We start from the raw sequence: 17,473 nt of genomic DNA on the forward strand, positions 1-17,473 counted from the left end.
GAAATTTATGAAAATTTTTAAAAAATTAATTGAAGAAACAAAAAAACGCAATCATAAATTCACTGAAGCAGATTATTCTGAATATGAGCGTTTAAGTGAACAAATTTTAAAAACAGATAAAACTAATGAAGTATCTGCAATTGAATTGCGTAATGTGTTCATCGACTTTGGTGAAACATTAGCAGTTGATGATGTTAGTTTTAAAATTCCAGAAGGGAAATTAGTTACATTGCTTGGACCATCTGGTTCAGGTAAAACTACTACCTTGAATGCAATTTCTGGTCTTTTAACTATCACCAGTGGTAATGTCTTATTCCGTGGAAAAGATGTTACTAAACTACCTCCACAAAAGAGAAAATTAGGGTTTGTTTTCCAAAACTATGCACTTTATCCGCATATGAGTGTATATGCTAATATTGCATTCCCTTTAAAAAACGATTTTGAATGACAAAACAAGTTTTATATCAAACGTCAAGGTGCTAGAAATGAAATCAAATACATTTATTTAGAAGCACTTGGAATGACACAAGAAGAAAAACAAGAATTATTAAACTTATGAAGAGTTTATAGAAAAATCTTTAATTTAAGTTCAATTGAAAGAGCAAATAGATATATTGAAATCAAAGAAGAATATGAAAAAGCTTCTACTGACTACAAAATGTCTAAAGTACACTACACAGCTAAATTATCACAGGTTTCAAAAACCTCACTTAAAGCTTACAAGAGTTTAGCTAAATCTAATGCTGACAAAAAACACGAAATTAATGAACAATTAACTTTATTAAAACGTACAAATACTTTAGGTGAAGAAAGTGATTATGCACAATCTAGTTTCTTAGCTAAACACGGTACAAAATTTGCAGCCGTGAAAGTAAAAACTCCAGCAGAAGCTCAAGAGGCTATTGATAATACTCAAGCATTATTAAGTGAATTAAATCTTGAAGATTCAACTAATTTTTCACCAAAAACTAAATTAGCTTTATTAAATGTGGAAAATCAATTAATGAAAAATTTAATTAAATACAAATTCCATTTAAATCAAGCGAAAATTATTGAAGAATTTGAAGGTAAAATTCAAGAAAACAAAAAAGTTTATTTAGCTAAAAAAGCTGAATTTAAAGCAGCAGAAAAAGCTGATCCAGCTTTAAAAGTCTTTTCAAGAAATGAAAAAACTCTTAAATATTTAGCTTACAATGAATTTAGTAAAAAATTAGCTGAAATTGAAGCTAAATATAATTTATCTCAAGTAATGGCTGAAGATAAAAAATTAAAAAATGCACCTTTAAGCCAAGAACAAAGAGATCAAATTGTTGAAATTTCAAAAGAAAATATTTCATTGAAAAAAGCAATTCACAATGAAGTACTTGAAGTGGCAAAAAGAGTTGAAATTTTACCTATTTTAACTAAAAAACCAACTAGACTTTCTGGTGGTCAACAACAACGTGTGGCTATTGCACGGGCAATTGTTAAAAAACCACAAATTTTATTAATGGACGAACCATTATCAAACTTAGATGCTAAATTGCGTATTTCTACTCGTCAATGAATTAGAGAAATTCAACAAAAATTAGGTATTACAACTGTTTTCGTTACTCACGATCAAGAAGAAGCGATGTCAATTAGTGATATTGTTGTATGTATGTCAATGGCAAAAGTACAACAAATTGGTTCACCAATGGAACTTTATAGTCATCCAAAAAATAAATTCGTTGCTCGTTTCTTAGGTATGCCTGAAATGGCAATGTTAAATGCTGAATATAAAAATAATCAATTATATGTATTAGACAAATTAATTGAAAATGTTGAAATTCCAAATGTGGACTTTTCAACTTTCAGCGTTGGTGTAAGAGCCGAAGACTTTATTATTAAAAATAATGCCAAAGATGCTAACTTTGCTGGTACAGTTAAAGCAGTAGAAAACTTTGGTAAAGAAAGTAAATTAATTGTAGCAGTTGATAATTCATCAGATGCTAACTTCTTAATTGACAATCGTCTTGAATTCAAAGTAGGAGATAGAATTTACTTCGATATTCCTGCTGATAGACTTCACATCTTTAATGAATTAACAGAAGAAAGAGTTGACTATGTTTTCAAAAAGTAGTTTTTGAGCAAAACTATCTTTAAAGTTTGGTTTTTTAAGCAAATATAGTGCAAAAAAACAAGCTGAAATTAAGGCACAATCTTTATCAGGTTCAATTATTGATAAAAGAACTCCTGCCGTTCAACCATTAGCTATTTTAATCCCTACTCTGTTAATCATTACACTTTTCACAGTGGTTCCATTAGTTTTAAATATTAAAAACGCCTTTTTTATAGACTTACCTGATGGAACAAGCCAATTTACTTTTCAAAATTTTGAAAATGTTATTAATGACCCTGCTTTTGCAGTGGCCTTTAGAAACTCACTAATTTATGGTTTAATTGTGTTACCTTTCGTAATGGCAATTTCCCTTTTAATTAGTTCAACTATTGCAAATGTTTATCGTAAATGAGCAAGAGGAATTTGACAAACCATTTTCTTCTTACCATATGTTACTAATGCAATTGCAGTTTCATTATCATTTATTCAATTATTTGATCCAAATGGATTATTCAATAAAGCATTTAATTTAAATGTTCCTTGATTGGAAAGTAATGATCAATTTGGTTTTAATGCTTTATTGCCAATTATTATTCAAGGAATTTGATCTGGACTTGCATTTAATGTTTTAATTTTTACAACTGCAATGCTTTCTGTTGATAAAAACTTATATCGTTCAGCTTCAATTGATGGAATTGGCACAATTAAACAATTCTTTACAATTACTTTACCTTCAATCAAATCAACTACAACTTTCTTAATCACAATGGGAATTATTAATGGTATTAAAGTCTTTCCACTTGCTATCTTTAACAACCAACCAGCAGATGCAATTAGTAATGGTGCTTCAACCTTAATGATTTTCGTTTATAGATTTACTAAAGCCGCAAACTATGCTTATGCATCTTCAGCTGCTTTATCTCTATTTATAATTGGAGTAATTTATTCTACTTTGATTAGAGGTGGATTTAACACTATTTTAAAAGTTTCACAAAATTTAGGAGAATATAATGTTTGAACTCGGATTAAAAATTCGCCAGTGATGATCGAATATCAAGCTAAGAAAAAATAGAGAAAACACAGCACACCAAGTTCATGAAACAAATGTTTTTGCAATGGCATTTGGCTTATTCCTTAAAACTTTAGTGTTAGTTACTCTTTCTCTTGTTATTCTTTTCCCGTTTTTCTTCATGTTTATGATTTCTTTTATGGGAAAACAACAAGCTTTAGAACTTTCAAGCAATTTTTCATTAATTCCGCAAGAATTTAGTCCTGACAACTATACCAAAGCAATGGGTATTTATGCCGCTGGTGATGATGTAGAAAGTCTTAAAAAAGGAGTTGACTATTTACCATCATTAGGTTTTACTTTTGCTAATGTTGTCTTTTCAGTAGTAGTTAAAATTTTAGTTACAATGTTAGCCGGTTATGCTTTTTCACTTAAAACTTGAAGATTTAAAAAATTATTATGATCTATTTTAATTTCATTATTAGTTTTACCAGAAGTTGCTTTACTTTCAGGTCAATATTGAATGGTAACTCGGCTTGATGAAGCAATTAAATTAAAACAAGATTTTCTCGGAATGGTGGCAGCAGTTTCAGTGCCATTCCTTGCTTCAATCTTTACTGCTTTAATGTTTAGAAATGCTTTTGAAGCGATTCCAAAAAGATTAAAAGAAGTTGCAACAGTTGATGGTGCAGTTGGCGCTAAATATTTCTTTAAAATAGCTGTACCAATGGTTACTCCAACTATTTTAACTGTTACTATTTTAACCGCTTTAGCTTCATGAAACTCATACTTATGACCTGCATTAATTTCAGATAATACTTTCACAGTGCTTTCAGTTTGAATTTTCTCAGTTGGACAAGATTTATCAGATCCAGCCAACCCAAGACCAATGCCATCTCTAAAAATGGCCGCAGCTATTTTAGCAATTGCTCCAATGTTTATTGTGTATCTATTAGCTAGAAAATGAATTATGCGTTCAATTTCAAGACAAGGAAGTACAATTAAAGGATAGTTATGAAAAATTTAAATTTAAAAACCAAAACTATTATTTGATTAGTTGTGTCAATTGTTGCTTTAATTGCTTTAATTGTATCTGTAATTGTTTATATTAATGCAAGTGAAGTAAGTAAAATTTCTGCAGAAATAACCATTCCAACTGAATGATTAAACGCTGCTAAATCTCAATCATCTTACGCAATTGGAATTATGGCTTTTTCAATAGTAATTATGGGAATTGGAGCATATATTAGTTATGCTGGCTTAAAATCATGAAGAACTTTAACAAATGAATAGGAGAAAAAAATGAAAAAATGAAATAAATTAATTTTTCTTGGCGCTCCTATTGCTTTAGGACTTCCAATGATTTCAAGCGCATGTTTAATTAGTCCAAACTATGAAGCTAGGGAATATTACAAATTAAGCAAGGAACTTGAATTAATTCACAGACCAGCATATTCAAAAGATGATATAACAATTGAAAATGTTAATAAATTTAAGCAAATTTTAAATTTATCAAAATTTTACAGTTTTGGCCTTAACAAATCAAATTTAGAATGAAAAGTTAAACCAAATGAGATTCAGTTTGATAAAAATTCAATTGAGAGAGATAAAATGTTGGATTTATTAATGAACAATTTTCAAAACACTCCTTTGAATTACAAAATTTTAGCCAATGAAAGCAAAATTATCACAGCTGATACAGTAACAGGTAATTACAAACTTCAAAGTAGTTATGATGAAATCAACGATGACTTCTATACTTATTTCTTTAATAAATTTAATACTCAATTAAATGAAATGATTGATGCAAATATTGAAAAGAAAATGGTTAAATTAATTAATTTAATGATTCAAAATGGGTTAAAAATTAATAATAATCAATCAAATGGTAGTTCATTATTAGCAATGCCTCCAATTTATGCTTTATACAAAAAAAATAAAGAATTTTCAGGGCAAGGAATCGATACTATTTTTAATCAAGTAGTTGAAGAAGATTCTAAAGATTGAAATAACTTTTTAAAAGACCCAATTGCATTCATTAAATCTGATGCATTTACTAAATATGATAATGTTTTAACTTTAGAAAAACAGATGAAAAAAAATCCTAATTCAGCAAATGCTTATCAAGAAAATATAACCCTTATAAAAGAATCAATTGAAGACGAAATTGAAAACTATGGAGCTAAAAGTCAAGATGCTTTAAGATTATTTGCTACATTCTTATACATTAATACTAATAATCAAATGCAAATTTCAATTGTTTACAGTAGATTAAGTAATGAATTAAAATATGTTTTGGAACTTTATAATCAAGCTGAAAATAAATGATATTTCTATGATTTTGTAGCGATGTATAATAAAACTAAAGAATTAAATAGCAATAACCAAGAATTTAATTTAGAAAACTTGAATGAAGTTAAATTTACAAAAGATAAATTTGTAGCTGATTGAACTTTTGACAAACCAACAACAGAAAACTTTACTTGAACTTCTATTGAAAATCTTCCATTCAATTTCAAAGAAAAAAGTTCAAGATTGGATGAATTATTGCCATTAATGAAGAAATATTCAAATTTTGAAAAATAATCCTCATAAAGGATTATTTTTTTTATACTTAATATAAATAAATTATTTTTTTATTTTTTCCATAATGTAATTAAATAAAATAAAAAATAAATTAAAAAATAAGGAGATAAAATGAAATTAGTTCAGCTTTATAATACAACGGAATATTCATTTCTTGAATCAACAATTAGAATTAAAAATTTAGTCAAAGATTCTAAAGCAAATGAATTAGAAGCTGTTGTACTAACAGATTACAATAATTTGTTTGGTTTAGGTATATTTTTAGAAGAATGTCAAAAAAACAATATTAAAGGGATTGTTGGTGTTGATCTAGATTTAGAAATTAATGGTTATAGATTTATTATTTTGGCTAAAAATTATCAAGGATACCAAAAAATCAATGAATTAATTTTAAAAAGAAATTCATTCATAAAAATAATTATTGATGAATTAGATGATGAAAATATTTATGTATTAGATCACCCTACACATGGATTTTTTGCAAAAACCAAACAAATTTTAAATTTTTCTAATTTTTATCTGCCTTTTTCAAGCGAAACTAGAAGTTTTAATAATGTGGTATTTTTAAGAAAAAATAATTTGATGAATGGAAATGAAATTGAAACCTTAAAAACTTTAGCTACAATTGGACAAAAAAACGTCGAAATAACTGCGAACTATTCATTTCAATATTTTGAAAATTTAGAAAATTTACCACACAATGTAATTGAAAATACCAAGAAAATAGTTGAAAATTGTAATTTAATTTTACCTAAGGTAAAATTGCATCTTGCTAATTATGAAAACTTAAATAAGAAAGAATCTTATTTAAAATTTATTGAATTAATAAACAAAGGCATTCAAGTTAAAGAAAATGAATTGGTAACAACTCCGATTTGACAAGAAAGATTAAAAAAAGAAATTGATGTGATAATATCTTTAAAATTTTTTAATTATTTTTTAATCATTCAGGATTTAATTCAATGAGCAAAAAACAATGGTATTAAAATTGGCCCAGGTCGTGGTAGTGCAGCTGGTTCATTGGTTTCTTATCTACTCGGAATTACTGAAATTAACCCATTAAAATATGATTTATTATTTGAAAGATTTTTAAATTATGAAAAAGCTTCATGACCAGACATCGATATTGATATTCAAGATGATCGAAGAGCAGAAGTTTTTGCTTATTTAAAAAACAAATATGGTTATGAATACACTGCATTAATTTCCACTTTTCAAACAATCGGAGCAAAAAGCGCAATTAGAGATGTTGGGAGAGTTTTGAATTTGCCAATTACAGAAATTAATAAAATTTCTAAATCTATTTACACAAATACCTTGCAAGAGGCATATGAAACTAGTGAGTTCAAAAGCATTATAAAAAACAATTCAGAATATGATAAATTACTTTATCCAACGGCTCTAAAAATTGAAGGACTACCACGCCAGTTTGGATATCATCCAGCCGGTTTTATTATAAGCGATGTAAAAATTAGTTCTTTAGTTCCAGTTATGCCTTCTTCAGAAACTGATTTTTTGCAAATACAATTGCCAATGAATTATTTGGAGAGTTTTGGATTGTTAAAAATTGATTTATTAGGATTAAAAACTCTAACTGAGGTCAATGAAATAGAAAAATTTTTACCAAAAGAACAAACCTTTGATTATTTATTAAGTCAGGGAGTTGATGTTTTAAACGATGAAAAAACTTTCAACATTTTAAACCAAGGATTTACAGAAGGAATTTTTCAACTTGAATCAACTGGAATGACAAGAACAATTAAAAAGGTAAAAATCGATAAATTTGATGATTTATATGCAATTATTTCATTATTTAGACCTGGTCCGATGAAATATATTGATATTTACGCACAAGTAAAAAATAAAAAAGCTCAAATGAATTCCATTTCCAAAGAATATGATGAAATTGTTAAAAATACATATGGAATAATTGTTTATCAAGAACAAATTATGCAAATAGCGGAAAAAATTGCCGGATTTTCATTTACTAAAGCGGACTTTTTGAGAAAAGCCATAAGTAAAAAAGAAGAAGAAAAGTTAAAAACTTTTAGATCAGATTTTGTTAATGGTGCCAAAGAAAAAGGTTTAAATGAACAAAAAGCCAACGAAATTTTCGATATTATTGAAGAATTTGGTTTATATGGATTTAACAAGAGTCATGCCGTTTCATATGCTTATTTAACAATGAAAATGGCTTATTATAAAACTCATCAACCTTTTCTTTTTTATAACGCTTTAATTACTTCATCACAAGGTGCGCAAGAAACAATTTTATCTATTGTAAAAGAAGCAAAAGAATTAAATTTCAAAATTAATTCACCTAATATTTATTTTTCAAGTCAAAAATCTGAAATATATAAAAATGAAATTTATTTACCTTTTTCAATGATTAAGGGATTCGGTAATGAAGGAATTAATAAAATACTTAAAGATAGGGAAGAAAATGGAAATTATAGTTCTAATATTCTTGATACTTTATTAAGACTAAGATTTGCTGGCTTAAAAGATAATGCGATTGAAATTTTGATTAAATCTAATGTATTTAGAGACTATGGTAATATGAATTTCATAATTTCTTGTGATAATTTAACTAAACAAATTTATGGCATTTTTGATAAAAAAACATCATATAAAGAAAATATTAAAAAATTTCCTATTGACACTTATGAAACCAAATTAGATGAACTAAATTCCCAAAGTGAAATAGATTATGCTTTTGAAATTGAAAATGAAACTAAATATTTGGGCGGAACTTTTAATATTTTTCCTACCTCTAAGTTTGAAGTCATTGGAAATAATTTGGCATTGTTTAATAAAATTAACACAATTCAATATTTCCCTGTTGAAATTTTAGATATCAATTTCAAATATAAAATGATTAAATTTAGAGATAGTTCAAAAGAAGTAACTTCCTTTATAAATCAAGAAGAAATATTTAATAAATTTAAGCATTTAACCAAAGGTGAAATCATAAAAATGGGAATAAAAAGAGATAGTAAACAACGTTATTTACCGATAGAATGAGGAAAAATAAATGAATAAGTCAAAATTTTTATTAGTTGATGGAAACTTTTTAATGTTTCAATCTTTTTATGCATCTTATAATCCATACACTATGAATTCATTAATGAAATCTCCAGAAGGAATTTATACAAACGGCGTACATGTTTTTCTTTTATCATTAACTAAATTAATTGATTTTATAAAACCTGATTATCTTTTTGTTGCTTTTGATGCACAAGGTAAAACAAAACGGCATGAAAATTATGAAGGATATAAAGCCGGAAGAACAAAAGCTCCTGAAATTATTTTTGAACAATTTAATTTGATAAAACAAATATTAACCGGTTTAAACGTAAAATGATTTGAACAAATTGGCGATGAAGCAGATGATTTAATCGCAACATTAGCTCAAAACAAAAACACAGAAAATTATATTTTTTCTAAAGATAAAGACCTTTTACAGTTAGTAAATGAAAACACAAGTGTAATTAGTCATAACAAAAAAACTGGAGAATTTGAATTAATTAACTTAGATAATTTTAAAAATTTAATTGGAATTTTGCCATATCAAATACCAGATTTTAAAGGATTAGCTGGTGATTCTTCTGATAATTTAAAAGGTGTAGAAGGAATTGGAGAAAAAACAGCAATTAAATTATTAAATGAATATGAAACTCTGGAGAATTTATATAACTCAATAGATTTAATTAAAGGTAAAACAAAAGAAAAATTACTTTTAGATAAAGAAAGTGCTTTCTTTTGTAAATCCTTAGCAATTTTAAATAGAAATGTACAAATGGATAAAGAAATATTAAAATATGCAAATTTTATTTATTTTAACAATGCAGATGGAAAAGAATTGTTAAAAAAACATAATTTAAAAGTCGCATACAATTTTCTATTTAAAGTTAATATATAATTTATATTTATGATAAACAAAGAAAAAAATAAATTAAATTTTGCCTTTTTTGAAAAAGATATTAATTTAAAAACAAATAAAAAGCAAAAAAAAGAATTAAAAAATGAAATTATCAAATTGGTAATAAGTTTTTTAATTTCTTTTTTGGTGATTGGCTTATATTTTTTATCTAACAATCTTAATTCAGAATTTTTTAGCAAATTATATTTATATACAATAGGTCTATTATTTGGAGATTTAATTATTTTTTTAGTAATTGTCCTACTAAGTTATTTTTTATTGAATTTCTTGAATTTATTTTTAAACAAATATGCAATTTCTTGATTTGATAAATATCAAAAAATTCCTTATTCTTCTTTAAAAAATAATTTATTTAAAAACATTTTAGTTTTGTTATTAATTTTTATTTTAATTTATCATGCTATTTTAGTTGGACAAAGAACGGAAAATTGATACTACTATAAACCTTCTGAATTAAGTTCAATTTTTTCTCTTGGATGATATAAAAGTTTTACTAATGATGGAATAAATCCTATAACTAAAGGCAATATAGGAATTTTATTTGATTCAATTTTTAATATTTTTTATGTTATTTCTTTTTCTCCATTTCTTGTTTGAATAATTATTATTTTTTTATCCATATATTTATATTTTTCTTTTTGATTAATTAGACCATATCAATATTGAAAAAAACTTAGAAAATCAAAACATTCTGTGGTTGAATATGAAACCGAACTTAAAAAAAATCAAATCTTTTTTTATACAAATGAAACAAAAAGATTTTTTGAATTTGTAAATTGAGCTAAAAAAATCCTTAATCTTGAAAATGAAAGTTTTAAGCAAACATATTCAGAAATAAAAAAACATTTTTCTATATTAACAAGAGAAGATGAAGCTTTTTTATATTTTAAAAATATTAAAAAAACCAAAAAACCGATAAACGCAGAGATCGAAAATAAAGAAAATGAAATCGCTTTAAAAGAAGATGAAACTGAAGAATTAGAATCAGCCATTCTAACTAATAATAAAACTTCTATTAGTAAAAATGTTCAAATAGAAAAAATCGAAAATCCAATTTTTTATAATGAAGAAATTAATGAATTAAATTTTGATGAGAATTTGGAAGAAACCATAGAAGTTTCTAATCTAAATGAAACTAAAAAAATAAATTCTAATTTATCTAAAAACGAACCAGTAACTAATAATGAAGAAGAATGAGAAAGCCCAATATTGTAATAAAGGTGCCAAACAATGACTAAATTAAAATGAAATGAAGCTAAAAAAATTATTACTGATAAACAAAATAAAGATATGCTCTATTTTTTAGAATTCACTACCACATGATGTCCTGATTGTAAAATGATGAAACCAGTTGTAACTCAAATTTTTAATGAATATAGAGATAATAAAAATATAACCTTTTATGAAATAGATGCTGAAGAAGCCAAATTATTTAGAGATATAAATTCTCCTTTTAAAGTTTTAAAGGTTCCAGCTTTTGTTTATTTCAAAAATAATCAAATTCTTAAAATTGCCTATGAATATTATCCAAAGGAAATTTTGAAACAATTTATTGAACAATATATAGATTAAAATGCAAAAAGAAATTATTTTAGAAAAAATTAAACAAGTTCCAAATAAGCCCGGAGTTTATTTGTGAAAAGACATAGATGAAAATGTTATTTATGTGGGGAAAGCAATCAATTTAAGAAAAAGACTTCATCAATATTTAGAAGGAGCTTTAAATTCTTATAAAACCGCAAAAATGGTTGATCTTATTTGTGACTTTGAAATTTATGTGGTAAGAAACAATAAAGAAGCTTTGGTTTTAGAAAAACAATTAATTGAAAAATATAATCCAGAATTTAACATTTTGTTATTGGATGATAAAAGATATCCTTATTTGAAAATTGAACTAAATAATGATAAATTAGAGATTAATTTAATAAGAAAAATAAAAAAACCAGAAAATGAAAATTTATTTTATTTTGGGCCATTTCCAAATGGATATGGCTCTACTTTAATTTTAAAATTACTTGAAAGAGAAGCATTTTATGAAAAAGGATTACCTATTAAAAATCCAAATAGGAATTTTTGAAAATCTCAATTTTTAAAAATTAAAGAAATTTTAAAATTTAATAACAAAGAATATTTAAAAAAATTAAAAGAAAAAATGCATGAAGCTTCAGAAAATTTGCAATTTGAAGTTGCAAAAGACATAAGAGATTCATTAAATTTTTTAAATAAATTAAACGAAGAACAAATAGTAGAATTAAAAAATTTAAAAAATATTGATGTTTTTACTTATCAAGTAGATAATGAATTTTTATATATTACTATTTTGTTTTATAGATATGGTATTTTAATTAATAAAGATAATCAAATTATAAATTTAAAATTATCTTTAAATGATGTGTTAGAAAATTTTCTAATTGAATATTACAAAAATAAAATAATTCCTGATGAATTTGTAGTTTCTAAAAATTTTCTTGAATTAAATCTTCAACTTCCTTTTTCGACAAAACTAATTTCTCCAAAAATAGGAATTTATAAAAAAATTTTGGAAATTGCTGAATTAAATATGAATAATTTTTATTCTTCAAAAGCTGAAGAAGCTAAACAGAAATTACTATTAGCAGAAAAAAAAGAAAAAATTTTGAGTGATTTTTTAAATTTGCCAAACATCAAAAATGTTTTACTTTTTGATAATTCCAATTTTGCAAATTTTAATCCTATTGGTGTGGCTGTTCTTTATACAAACGGGCAAAAAAATAAAAATTATTATAGAAAATTTAATCATTCTTTAATAAACGAGAGAGAAGCTGATGTAGAGTATATGTATCAAACTGCATATAAATATTTAACTAGTGAAAAAGAAAATTTAATTCCGGATTTGATTATTGCAGATGGTGGATTACCACAAATTCATGAAATTAAAAAAGTTTTAAAAGAATTAAAATTGAATATTCCGGTAATTGGATTAGTAAAAGATAATTACCATAGGACTAGAACTTTAATTGATTTAAATGAAAAAGAAGTTAATATTTTAAAAAATAGAGAAATTTTTAATTTTTTATCAGAAATGCAAATTGAAGTTGATAGATTTGCAAAAGAACATTTAAGAAAAAGAAACAAAATTGTCTCTTTAGAAGGGAAGTTATTATCAATAGATGGATTAGGAGAAAAAACAGAAAAAAAATTATTAAATCATTTTGGAACTTATAATAATATTTACAACGCTAGTTTAGAAGCATTAGAAAAAGTTGTATCAAAAAGTCTAGCTAAAAAAATATATGAAAAAGAATATACAAAATAAACCACCGAAGTGGTTAGACAATAGATAATAAATTTTTATTTCTTTGCATTTTTTCCTTTTTACAAAATGAGTTAATGAAAAATGTTTTTTCATTAAAAAATAAAATATTAATTACATCAGCAAATTCGTTTTTAATTTTATCTCCTTAAATATCTATTGCTCATATTTAAATTGATAAAAATAATAAAATAGCAAAATAAAAAAAATTAAAAAAATTTTTCAATCAATTTTTTTAATGCTATAATGTTTAAGCAATTTTACAAAAACCTAAATTTGTTGCAAGTGTGGAGAAGTAGCTCAGCTTGGTAGAGCGCTTGGTTTGGGACCAAGTGGTCGCAGGTTCAAATCCTGTCTTCTTCACCATTTTGGGGGATTAGCTCATTTGGCTAGAGCGCCTGCCTTGCACGCAGGAGGTGGTGGGTTCGAATCCCATATCCTCCACCAAAATGGCATTGTAGCTCAGTTGGTTAGAGCGTCCGGTTCATACCCGGAAGGTCATGAGTTCGAATCTCATCGATGCTACCATTATATGGAAATCTAACTGTTTTTTGGACCTATAGCTCAACGGTTAGAGCAACCGGCTCATAACCGGTCGGTTACAGGTTCGAATCCTGTTGGGTCCACCAAGGGTGATTACCCAAGTCCGGCTGAAGGGAATAGTCTTGAAAACTATCAGGGGCTTCACGGCCCGCGGGGGTTCAAATCCCTCATCACCCGCCATTTGTGTTGTAAAACACGCCAAAATTTAATATCATATCGCGGAGTGGAGAAGTCGGTATCTCGCAGGGCTCATAACCCTGAGGTCGTTGGTTCAAGTCCAACCTCCGCCACCAGGTTCAGTGGTAAAGTGGTTAATACGTCTCCCTGTCACGGAGAAGATCGCGGGTTCGATTCCCGTCTGGACCGCCATGGCTCTGTAGCTCAGTTGGTAGAGCAACGGACTGAAGCTCCGTGTGTCGCTGGTTCGATTCCTGCCGGAGCCACCATATCAATTTGATCCCTTCGTTTTACGAAGGTTTTTTTATATTTATATGAAATTATTTTTTTATTAAATATTAATAAGTAAAATTGTTTTATTACTAAATTATGAGGAGTTTTATGTCTGAAAAAAATAATTATAAAGATACATTAATAATGCCAAAAACTGATTTTGATATGAGGGCAAATTTAGTTCAAAAGGAACCATTATATAGACAAGAATGACTTGATAAACAAATTTATCAAAGACTTTTGGAAAGAAATAAAAATAATACTCCATTTATTTTGCATGATGGACCACCATATGCAAATGGGAATTTACACGTTGGTCACGCTTTAAATAAAATTTTAAAAGATATCATTGTTAGATATAAAACAATGAGAGGTTTTTATTCACCTTTTGTGCCTGGTTGAGATACTCATGGATTACCAATTGAACATAAAATGCTTCAACAAGCTAAAATTGATGTTGCTACTTTAACTCCATTACAATTAAGAGAAAAAGCTGCTGATTATGCTTTAGAGCAAGTTGCAATCCAAATGGAACAATTTAAACAAATGCAACTTTTAACTGATTTTTCAAAATATTATTTAACATTAGACAAATCTTTTGTAGCTAAACAATTAGAGTTGTTTAAAAAAATGGCTTTAACTAATTTAGTTTATAAAGATTTAAAACCTGTTTATTGATCTCCAACTTCTAGAAGTGCTTTAGCTGAAGCAGAAGTTGAATATAAAGATATCGAAAGTCCATCAATTTATGTAGCATTTCCAATTGTTGAAATTGAAAATGAAAATAACAAAATTAAAATTGGAGATAAATTAGTTATTTGAACCACAACTCCTTGAACATTGATTGCCAATTCAGGAATTGCAATAAGTGAAAAATTTCAATATGCAGTTGTTTTAGTTGGAAAAGAAAGATACATAATCGCATTAGATTTAGTTGAAAAAATTGCTAAAGAATTTAATTGAAATGATTATCAAATAGTCGAAACCTTAAATGCCAAAGATTTCGCAGGGGTAGAATATTTAAGTATAATTAATCAAAATATAGCTCCAGTTGTAATCGGACATCATGTGACTTTAGAATCAGGTTCAGGATTAGTACATATTGCTCCATTGTTTGGAGAAGATGATTTTAGAATTGGGCAAAAGTACCAATTAAATAGAATAATGCATGTCAATGATGATGGTATTTTAAATAATGAAGCAGGTAAATTTGCTAATCAATTTTATTTAAAAGCAAATGAACAAATTTTAGAAGAATTAACCCAAAGCAATTACTTATTAAAAAGTGAAAATTTTGTTCACTCATATCCGCATGATTGAAGAACTTTAAAACCAGTTATTTTTAGAGGCACTCCACAATGATTTGTTTCAATAGATAAAATAAGAAGCGAAATTCTTTCAAAATTAGAAAAAGTAGAAACTTATCCAGAATGAGCTAAAAAACGTTTAACTACAATGATTGCAGAAAGAAATGATTGAACTATTAGTAGACAAAGAACTTGAGGAGTACCAATCATTATTTTTTATGATGAAAATAATGAACCAGTAATCAAAGAAGAAATTTTTGATTATGTTATTGATATGGTGGCAAAAGAAGGCACTAATGTATGATGAAGTAAAAGTGTTGATGAATTATTGCCTGAAGAATATCGTAATAAAGGCTACACAAAAGAAAAAGATATCATGGATGTTTGATTTGATTCAGGTTCTACTTCTTTTGCAGTTGAAATTGCACAAAATGTAAAAGCACCTTATGATTTATATTTAGAGGGAACAGATCAATATCGTGGTTGATTTAATTCATCATTAATTAATTCGGTGGCTTATGCAAATGTAAGCCCTTATAAAACTATTGTTTCTCATGGTTTTGTAGTAGATTCAAACGGAAATAAAATGTCTAAATCTAAAGGTAATACTATTGATCCTATTAAAGTAATTACTAAATCTGGAGCAGATATTTTAAGATTATGAGCTGCTAATAGTGAATATACTAATGATGTTGCAATAAGTGATAACATTTTGAATCAAAATAGCGAAATTTATCGTAAATTGAGAAACACATTGAGATTTTTATTGGGGAATTTAAACAATTTCAATTACGATCCTAAATTAAAACGTCAAGGTATTCATGCTTACATTAAAGCAGAATTAGAAAATGTTAAGAAAACAGTCTTAAAATTCTATGATGAATACAAATTTATTTATGTAATTAAAACTTTAAATAATTATGTAGTTGATTTATCAAGTTTTTATTTGAATATAACTAAAGATATCTTATATATTGAAAAAGAAGATTCAATGAATAGATTAATGACATTAACTAATTTTTATGAAATAGCTGATTTCTTTATTAAAATTTTAGCTCCTATTTTACCTACTACCGCTGAAGATGCTTATAAACATTTTAATAAAGTAGATAAATTAGATTCTGTTCATTTAGAAACTTTAAATTTTACTATCGAAGAAAATTCTGATTTATTAGTAGAATGAGAAGAATTCTTTAAACTTAGAAGTGAAATTAATGTGTTAATCGAAAATGCAATTCAAGAAGGCTTAATTAAGAGATCAAATGAAGCTAAGTTAACTTTAAATACTAATAGTGAATTTATTAAATCTCTTGATTTAAAACAACTTTTAATGGTTGGGTTAGTTGAATTTAGTAATGAAACTAAAATTGAAACTTTTGATTCTATAAAATGTAACCGTTGTTGAAATCATTATTTACCAATTCAAATGGTAGATGATATTTGTCAATTATGTCACTCTGTAATAGAAAGTTTAAAAGCAAATGGCGGAAATTAACGGATTAAATCCAAAACGCAACTTTAAAGAAATTATTAGCGAGTGATGAAAAAAAAGAGTCCAAAACTTTCAAACTAAAATTAACGAAGCAAAGAAAAATCCTAAAAAATTAGCTTTTAAATATTTAATTGTTTTAGGCATTGTCTTTTTATTAGTTTTAATTGATCAATTAACTAAAACTTATTTATTCAATTGAAATTCTGACCACACTGATGGGGCATGAACTTCAATTGGCTATTATGATTTTGGTATTATTGGTATTAGGTCAATAGGGCATTACGGTGTAACTATCATTCCTTTAAAAAAGAGTGCTGTAGTAATTAATATTGTGCAAACAATTAGTATTTTAATTATTTTAGTTTTACTAATTGTGCCTTTTTATAGTAATAATTGAAATTATTTAATTATCACTGCTTTTATAATTGCTGGTGATTTTGGTAATATGTTAGATCGTTTTATTTTTGAAGGTGGAATGGTCAAAGATATTCTTTTTATTCCATTTTTAGAAAGATGGACTTCCAAACAATTAGGAACATTTAATTTTGCTGATGCATGCATTATAATTGGCGGACTTTATTTAATTATTTATAATTTGGCAAACTTTTTTAAAGAAAAGAATTCTTTAGAAGAAACAGAAAAAAAAGAAAGTGAATAACACTTTCTTTTTTTGATCAATATGATATGGTGCCCAAGACAGGACTTGAACCTGCACGGATTGCTCCAGCGGATTTTGAGTCCGCAGCGTCTACCATTCCACCACTTGGGCGC

The 17,473-nt window shown here is 26.4% G+C and carries 12 protein-coding genes and 9 tRNA genes; 20 read left to right on the forward strand and 1 reads right to left on the reverse strand.

Annotated elements, in window-relative coordinates:
- The first annotated feature begins 7 nt into the window (after positions 1-7).
- The 20 genes from Q346_RS0101885 to Q346_RS03815 all read left to right on the forward strand — a co-directional run bounded on the left by Q346_RS0101885 (position 8) and on the right by Q346_RS03815 (position 17,360).
- On the forward strand, positions 8-2,101 hold the full coding sequence (locus tag Q346_RS0101885; RefSeq protein WP_027332833.1) for an ATP-binding cassette domain-containing protein: 2,094 nt from the start codon (positions 8-10) through the stop codon (positions 2,099-2,101).
- A complete protein-coding gene (locus Q346_RS0101890; RefSeq protein ID WP_027332834.1) occupies positions 2,085-3,152 on the forward strand; it encodes a carbohydrate ABC transporter permease in 1,068 nt (355 codons plus the stop codon). Before Q346_RS0101885 ends, Q346_RS0101890 begins: the two co-directional genes overlap by 17 nt.
- Complete coding sequence (locus Q346_RS0101895) at positions 3,091-4,101, forward strand: carbohydrate ABC transporter permease (protein WP_027332835.1); 1,011 nt, start codon at positions 3,091-3,093, stop codon at positions 4,099-4,101. The genes Q346_RS0101890 and Q346_RS0101895 overlap by 62 nt, the downstream gene beginning before the upstream one ends.
- A 2-nt stretch (positions 4,102-4,103) precedes the next feature.
- Complete coding sequence (locus Q346_RS0101900) at positions 4,104-4,382, forward strand: MCP four helix bundle domain-containing protein (RefSeq protein WP_027332836.1); 279 nt, start codon at positions 4,104-4,106, stop codon at positions 4,380-4,382.
- Between the two features lie 9 nt (positions 4,383-4,391).
- Complete coding sequence (locus Q346_RS0101905) at positions 4,392-5,675, forward strand: hypothetical protein (protein ID WP_027332837.1); 1,284 nt, start codon at positions 4,392-4,394, stop codon at positions 5,673-5,675.
- A 111-nt stretch (positions 5,676-5,786) separates the two neighbouring features.
- On the forward strand, positions 5,787-8,717 hold the full coding sequence (dnaE, locus tag Q346_RS0101910; RefSeq protein WP_027332838.1) for a DNA polymerase III subunit alpha: 2,931 nt from the start codon (positions 5,787-5,789) through the stop codon (positions 8,715-8,717).
- On the forward strand, positions 8,710-9,597 hold the full coding sequence (locus Q346_RS03810) for a 5'-3' exonuclease (RefSeq protein ID WP_036437930.1): 888 nt from the start codon (positions 8,710-8,712) through the stop codon (positions 9,595-9,597). The genes dnaE and Q346_RS03810 overlap by 8 nt, the downstream gene beginning before the upstream one ends.
- Positions 9,598-9,606: 9 nt before the next feature.
- A complete protein-coding gene (locus Q346_RS0101920; RefSeq protein WP_027332839.1) occupies positions 9,607-10,833 on the forward strand; it encodes a hypothetical protein in 1,227 nt (408 codons plus the stop codon).
- 15 nt (positions 10,834-10,848) lie between these two features.
- A complete protein-coding gene (locus Q346_RS0101925; protein ID WP_027332840.1) occupies positions 10,849-11,190 on the forward strand; it encodes a thioredoxin family protein in 342 nt (113 codons plus the stop codon).
- A 1-nt stretch (position 11,191) separates the two neighbouring features.
- Positions 11,192-12,913, forward strand: a complete 1,722-nt coding sequence (uvrC, locus tag Q346_RS0101930) for an excinuclease ABC subunit UvrC (protein WP_027332841.1) — start codon at positions 11,192-11,194, stop codon at positions 12,911-12,913.
- A gap of 286 nt (positions 12,914-13,199) precedes the next feature.
- A tRNA-Pro gene (locus tag Q346_RS0101935) sits at positions 13,200-13,276 on the forward strand.
- 4 nt (positions 13,277-13,280) lie between these two features.
- Positions 13,281-13,357 (forward strand) — tRNA-Ala (locus tag Q346_RS0101940).
- Between the two features lie 4 nt (positions 13,358-13,361).
- A tRNA-Met gene (locus tag Q346_RS0101945) sits at positions 13,362-13,438 on the forward strand.
- Positions 13,439-13,463: 25 nt separating this feature from the next.
- A tRNA-Ile gene (locus Q346_RS0101950) sits at positions 13,464-13,539 on the forward strand.
- A gap of 1 nt (position 13,540) precedes the next feature.
- A tRNA-Ser gene (locus tag Q346_RS0101955) sits at positions 13,541-13,633 on the forward strand.
- A 37-nt stretch (positions 13,634-13,670) separates the two neighbouring features.
- Positions 13,671-13,746: transfer RNA gene (locus Q346_RS0101960), tRNA-Met, on the forward strand.
- Positions 13,747-13,822 (forward strand) — tRNA-Asp (locus tag Q346_RS0101965).
- 1 nt (position 13,823) lies between these two features.
- Positions 13,824-13,899: transfer RNA gene (locus tag Q346_RS0101970), tRNA-Phe, on the forward strand.
- A gap of 112 nt (positions 13,900-14,011) precedes the next feature.
- Positions 14,012-16,705 (forward strand): isoleucine--tRNA ligase, encoded by a 2,694-nt coding sequence (gene ileS, locus Q346_RS0101975; protein ID WP_027332842.1) that lies wholly within the window; start codon positions 14,012-14,014, stop codon positions 16,703-16,705.
- Positions 16,692-17,360, forward strand: coding sequence for a signal peptidase II (locus tag Q346_RS03815; RefSeq protein WP_036437932.1), 669 nt, complete (start codon positions 16,692-16,694; stop codon positions 17,358-17,360). The genes ileS and Q346_RS03815 overlap by 14 nt, the downstream gene beginning before the upstream one ends.
- Positions 17,361-17,387: 27 nt before the next feature.
- On the opposite strand, the gene Q346_RS0101985 is transcribed toward Q346_RS03815, so the two are convergent.
- A tRNA-Leu gene (locus tag Q346_RS0101985) sits at positions 17,388-17,471 on the reverse strand.
- Positions 17,472-17,473: the final 2 nt, after the last annotated feature.

Origin of the sequence: Mycoplasmopsis gallinarum DSM 19816, assembly GCF_000621085.1 — a bacterium.
Lineage (GTDB): Bacteria > Bacillota_I > Bacilli_A > Mycoplasmatales > Metamycoplasmataceae > Mycoplasmopsis > Mycoplasmopsis gallinarum.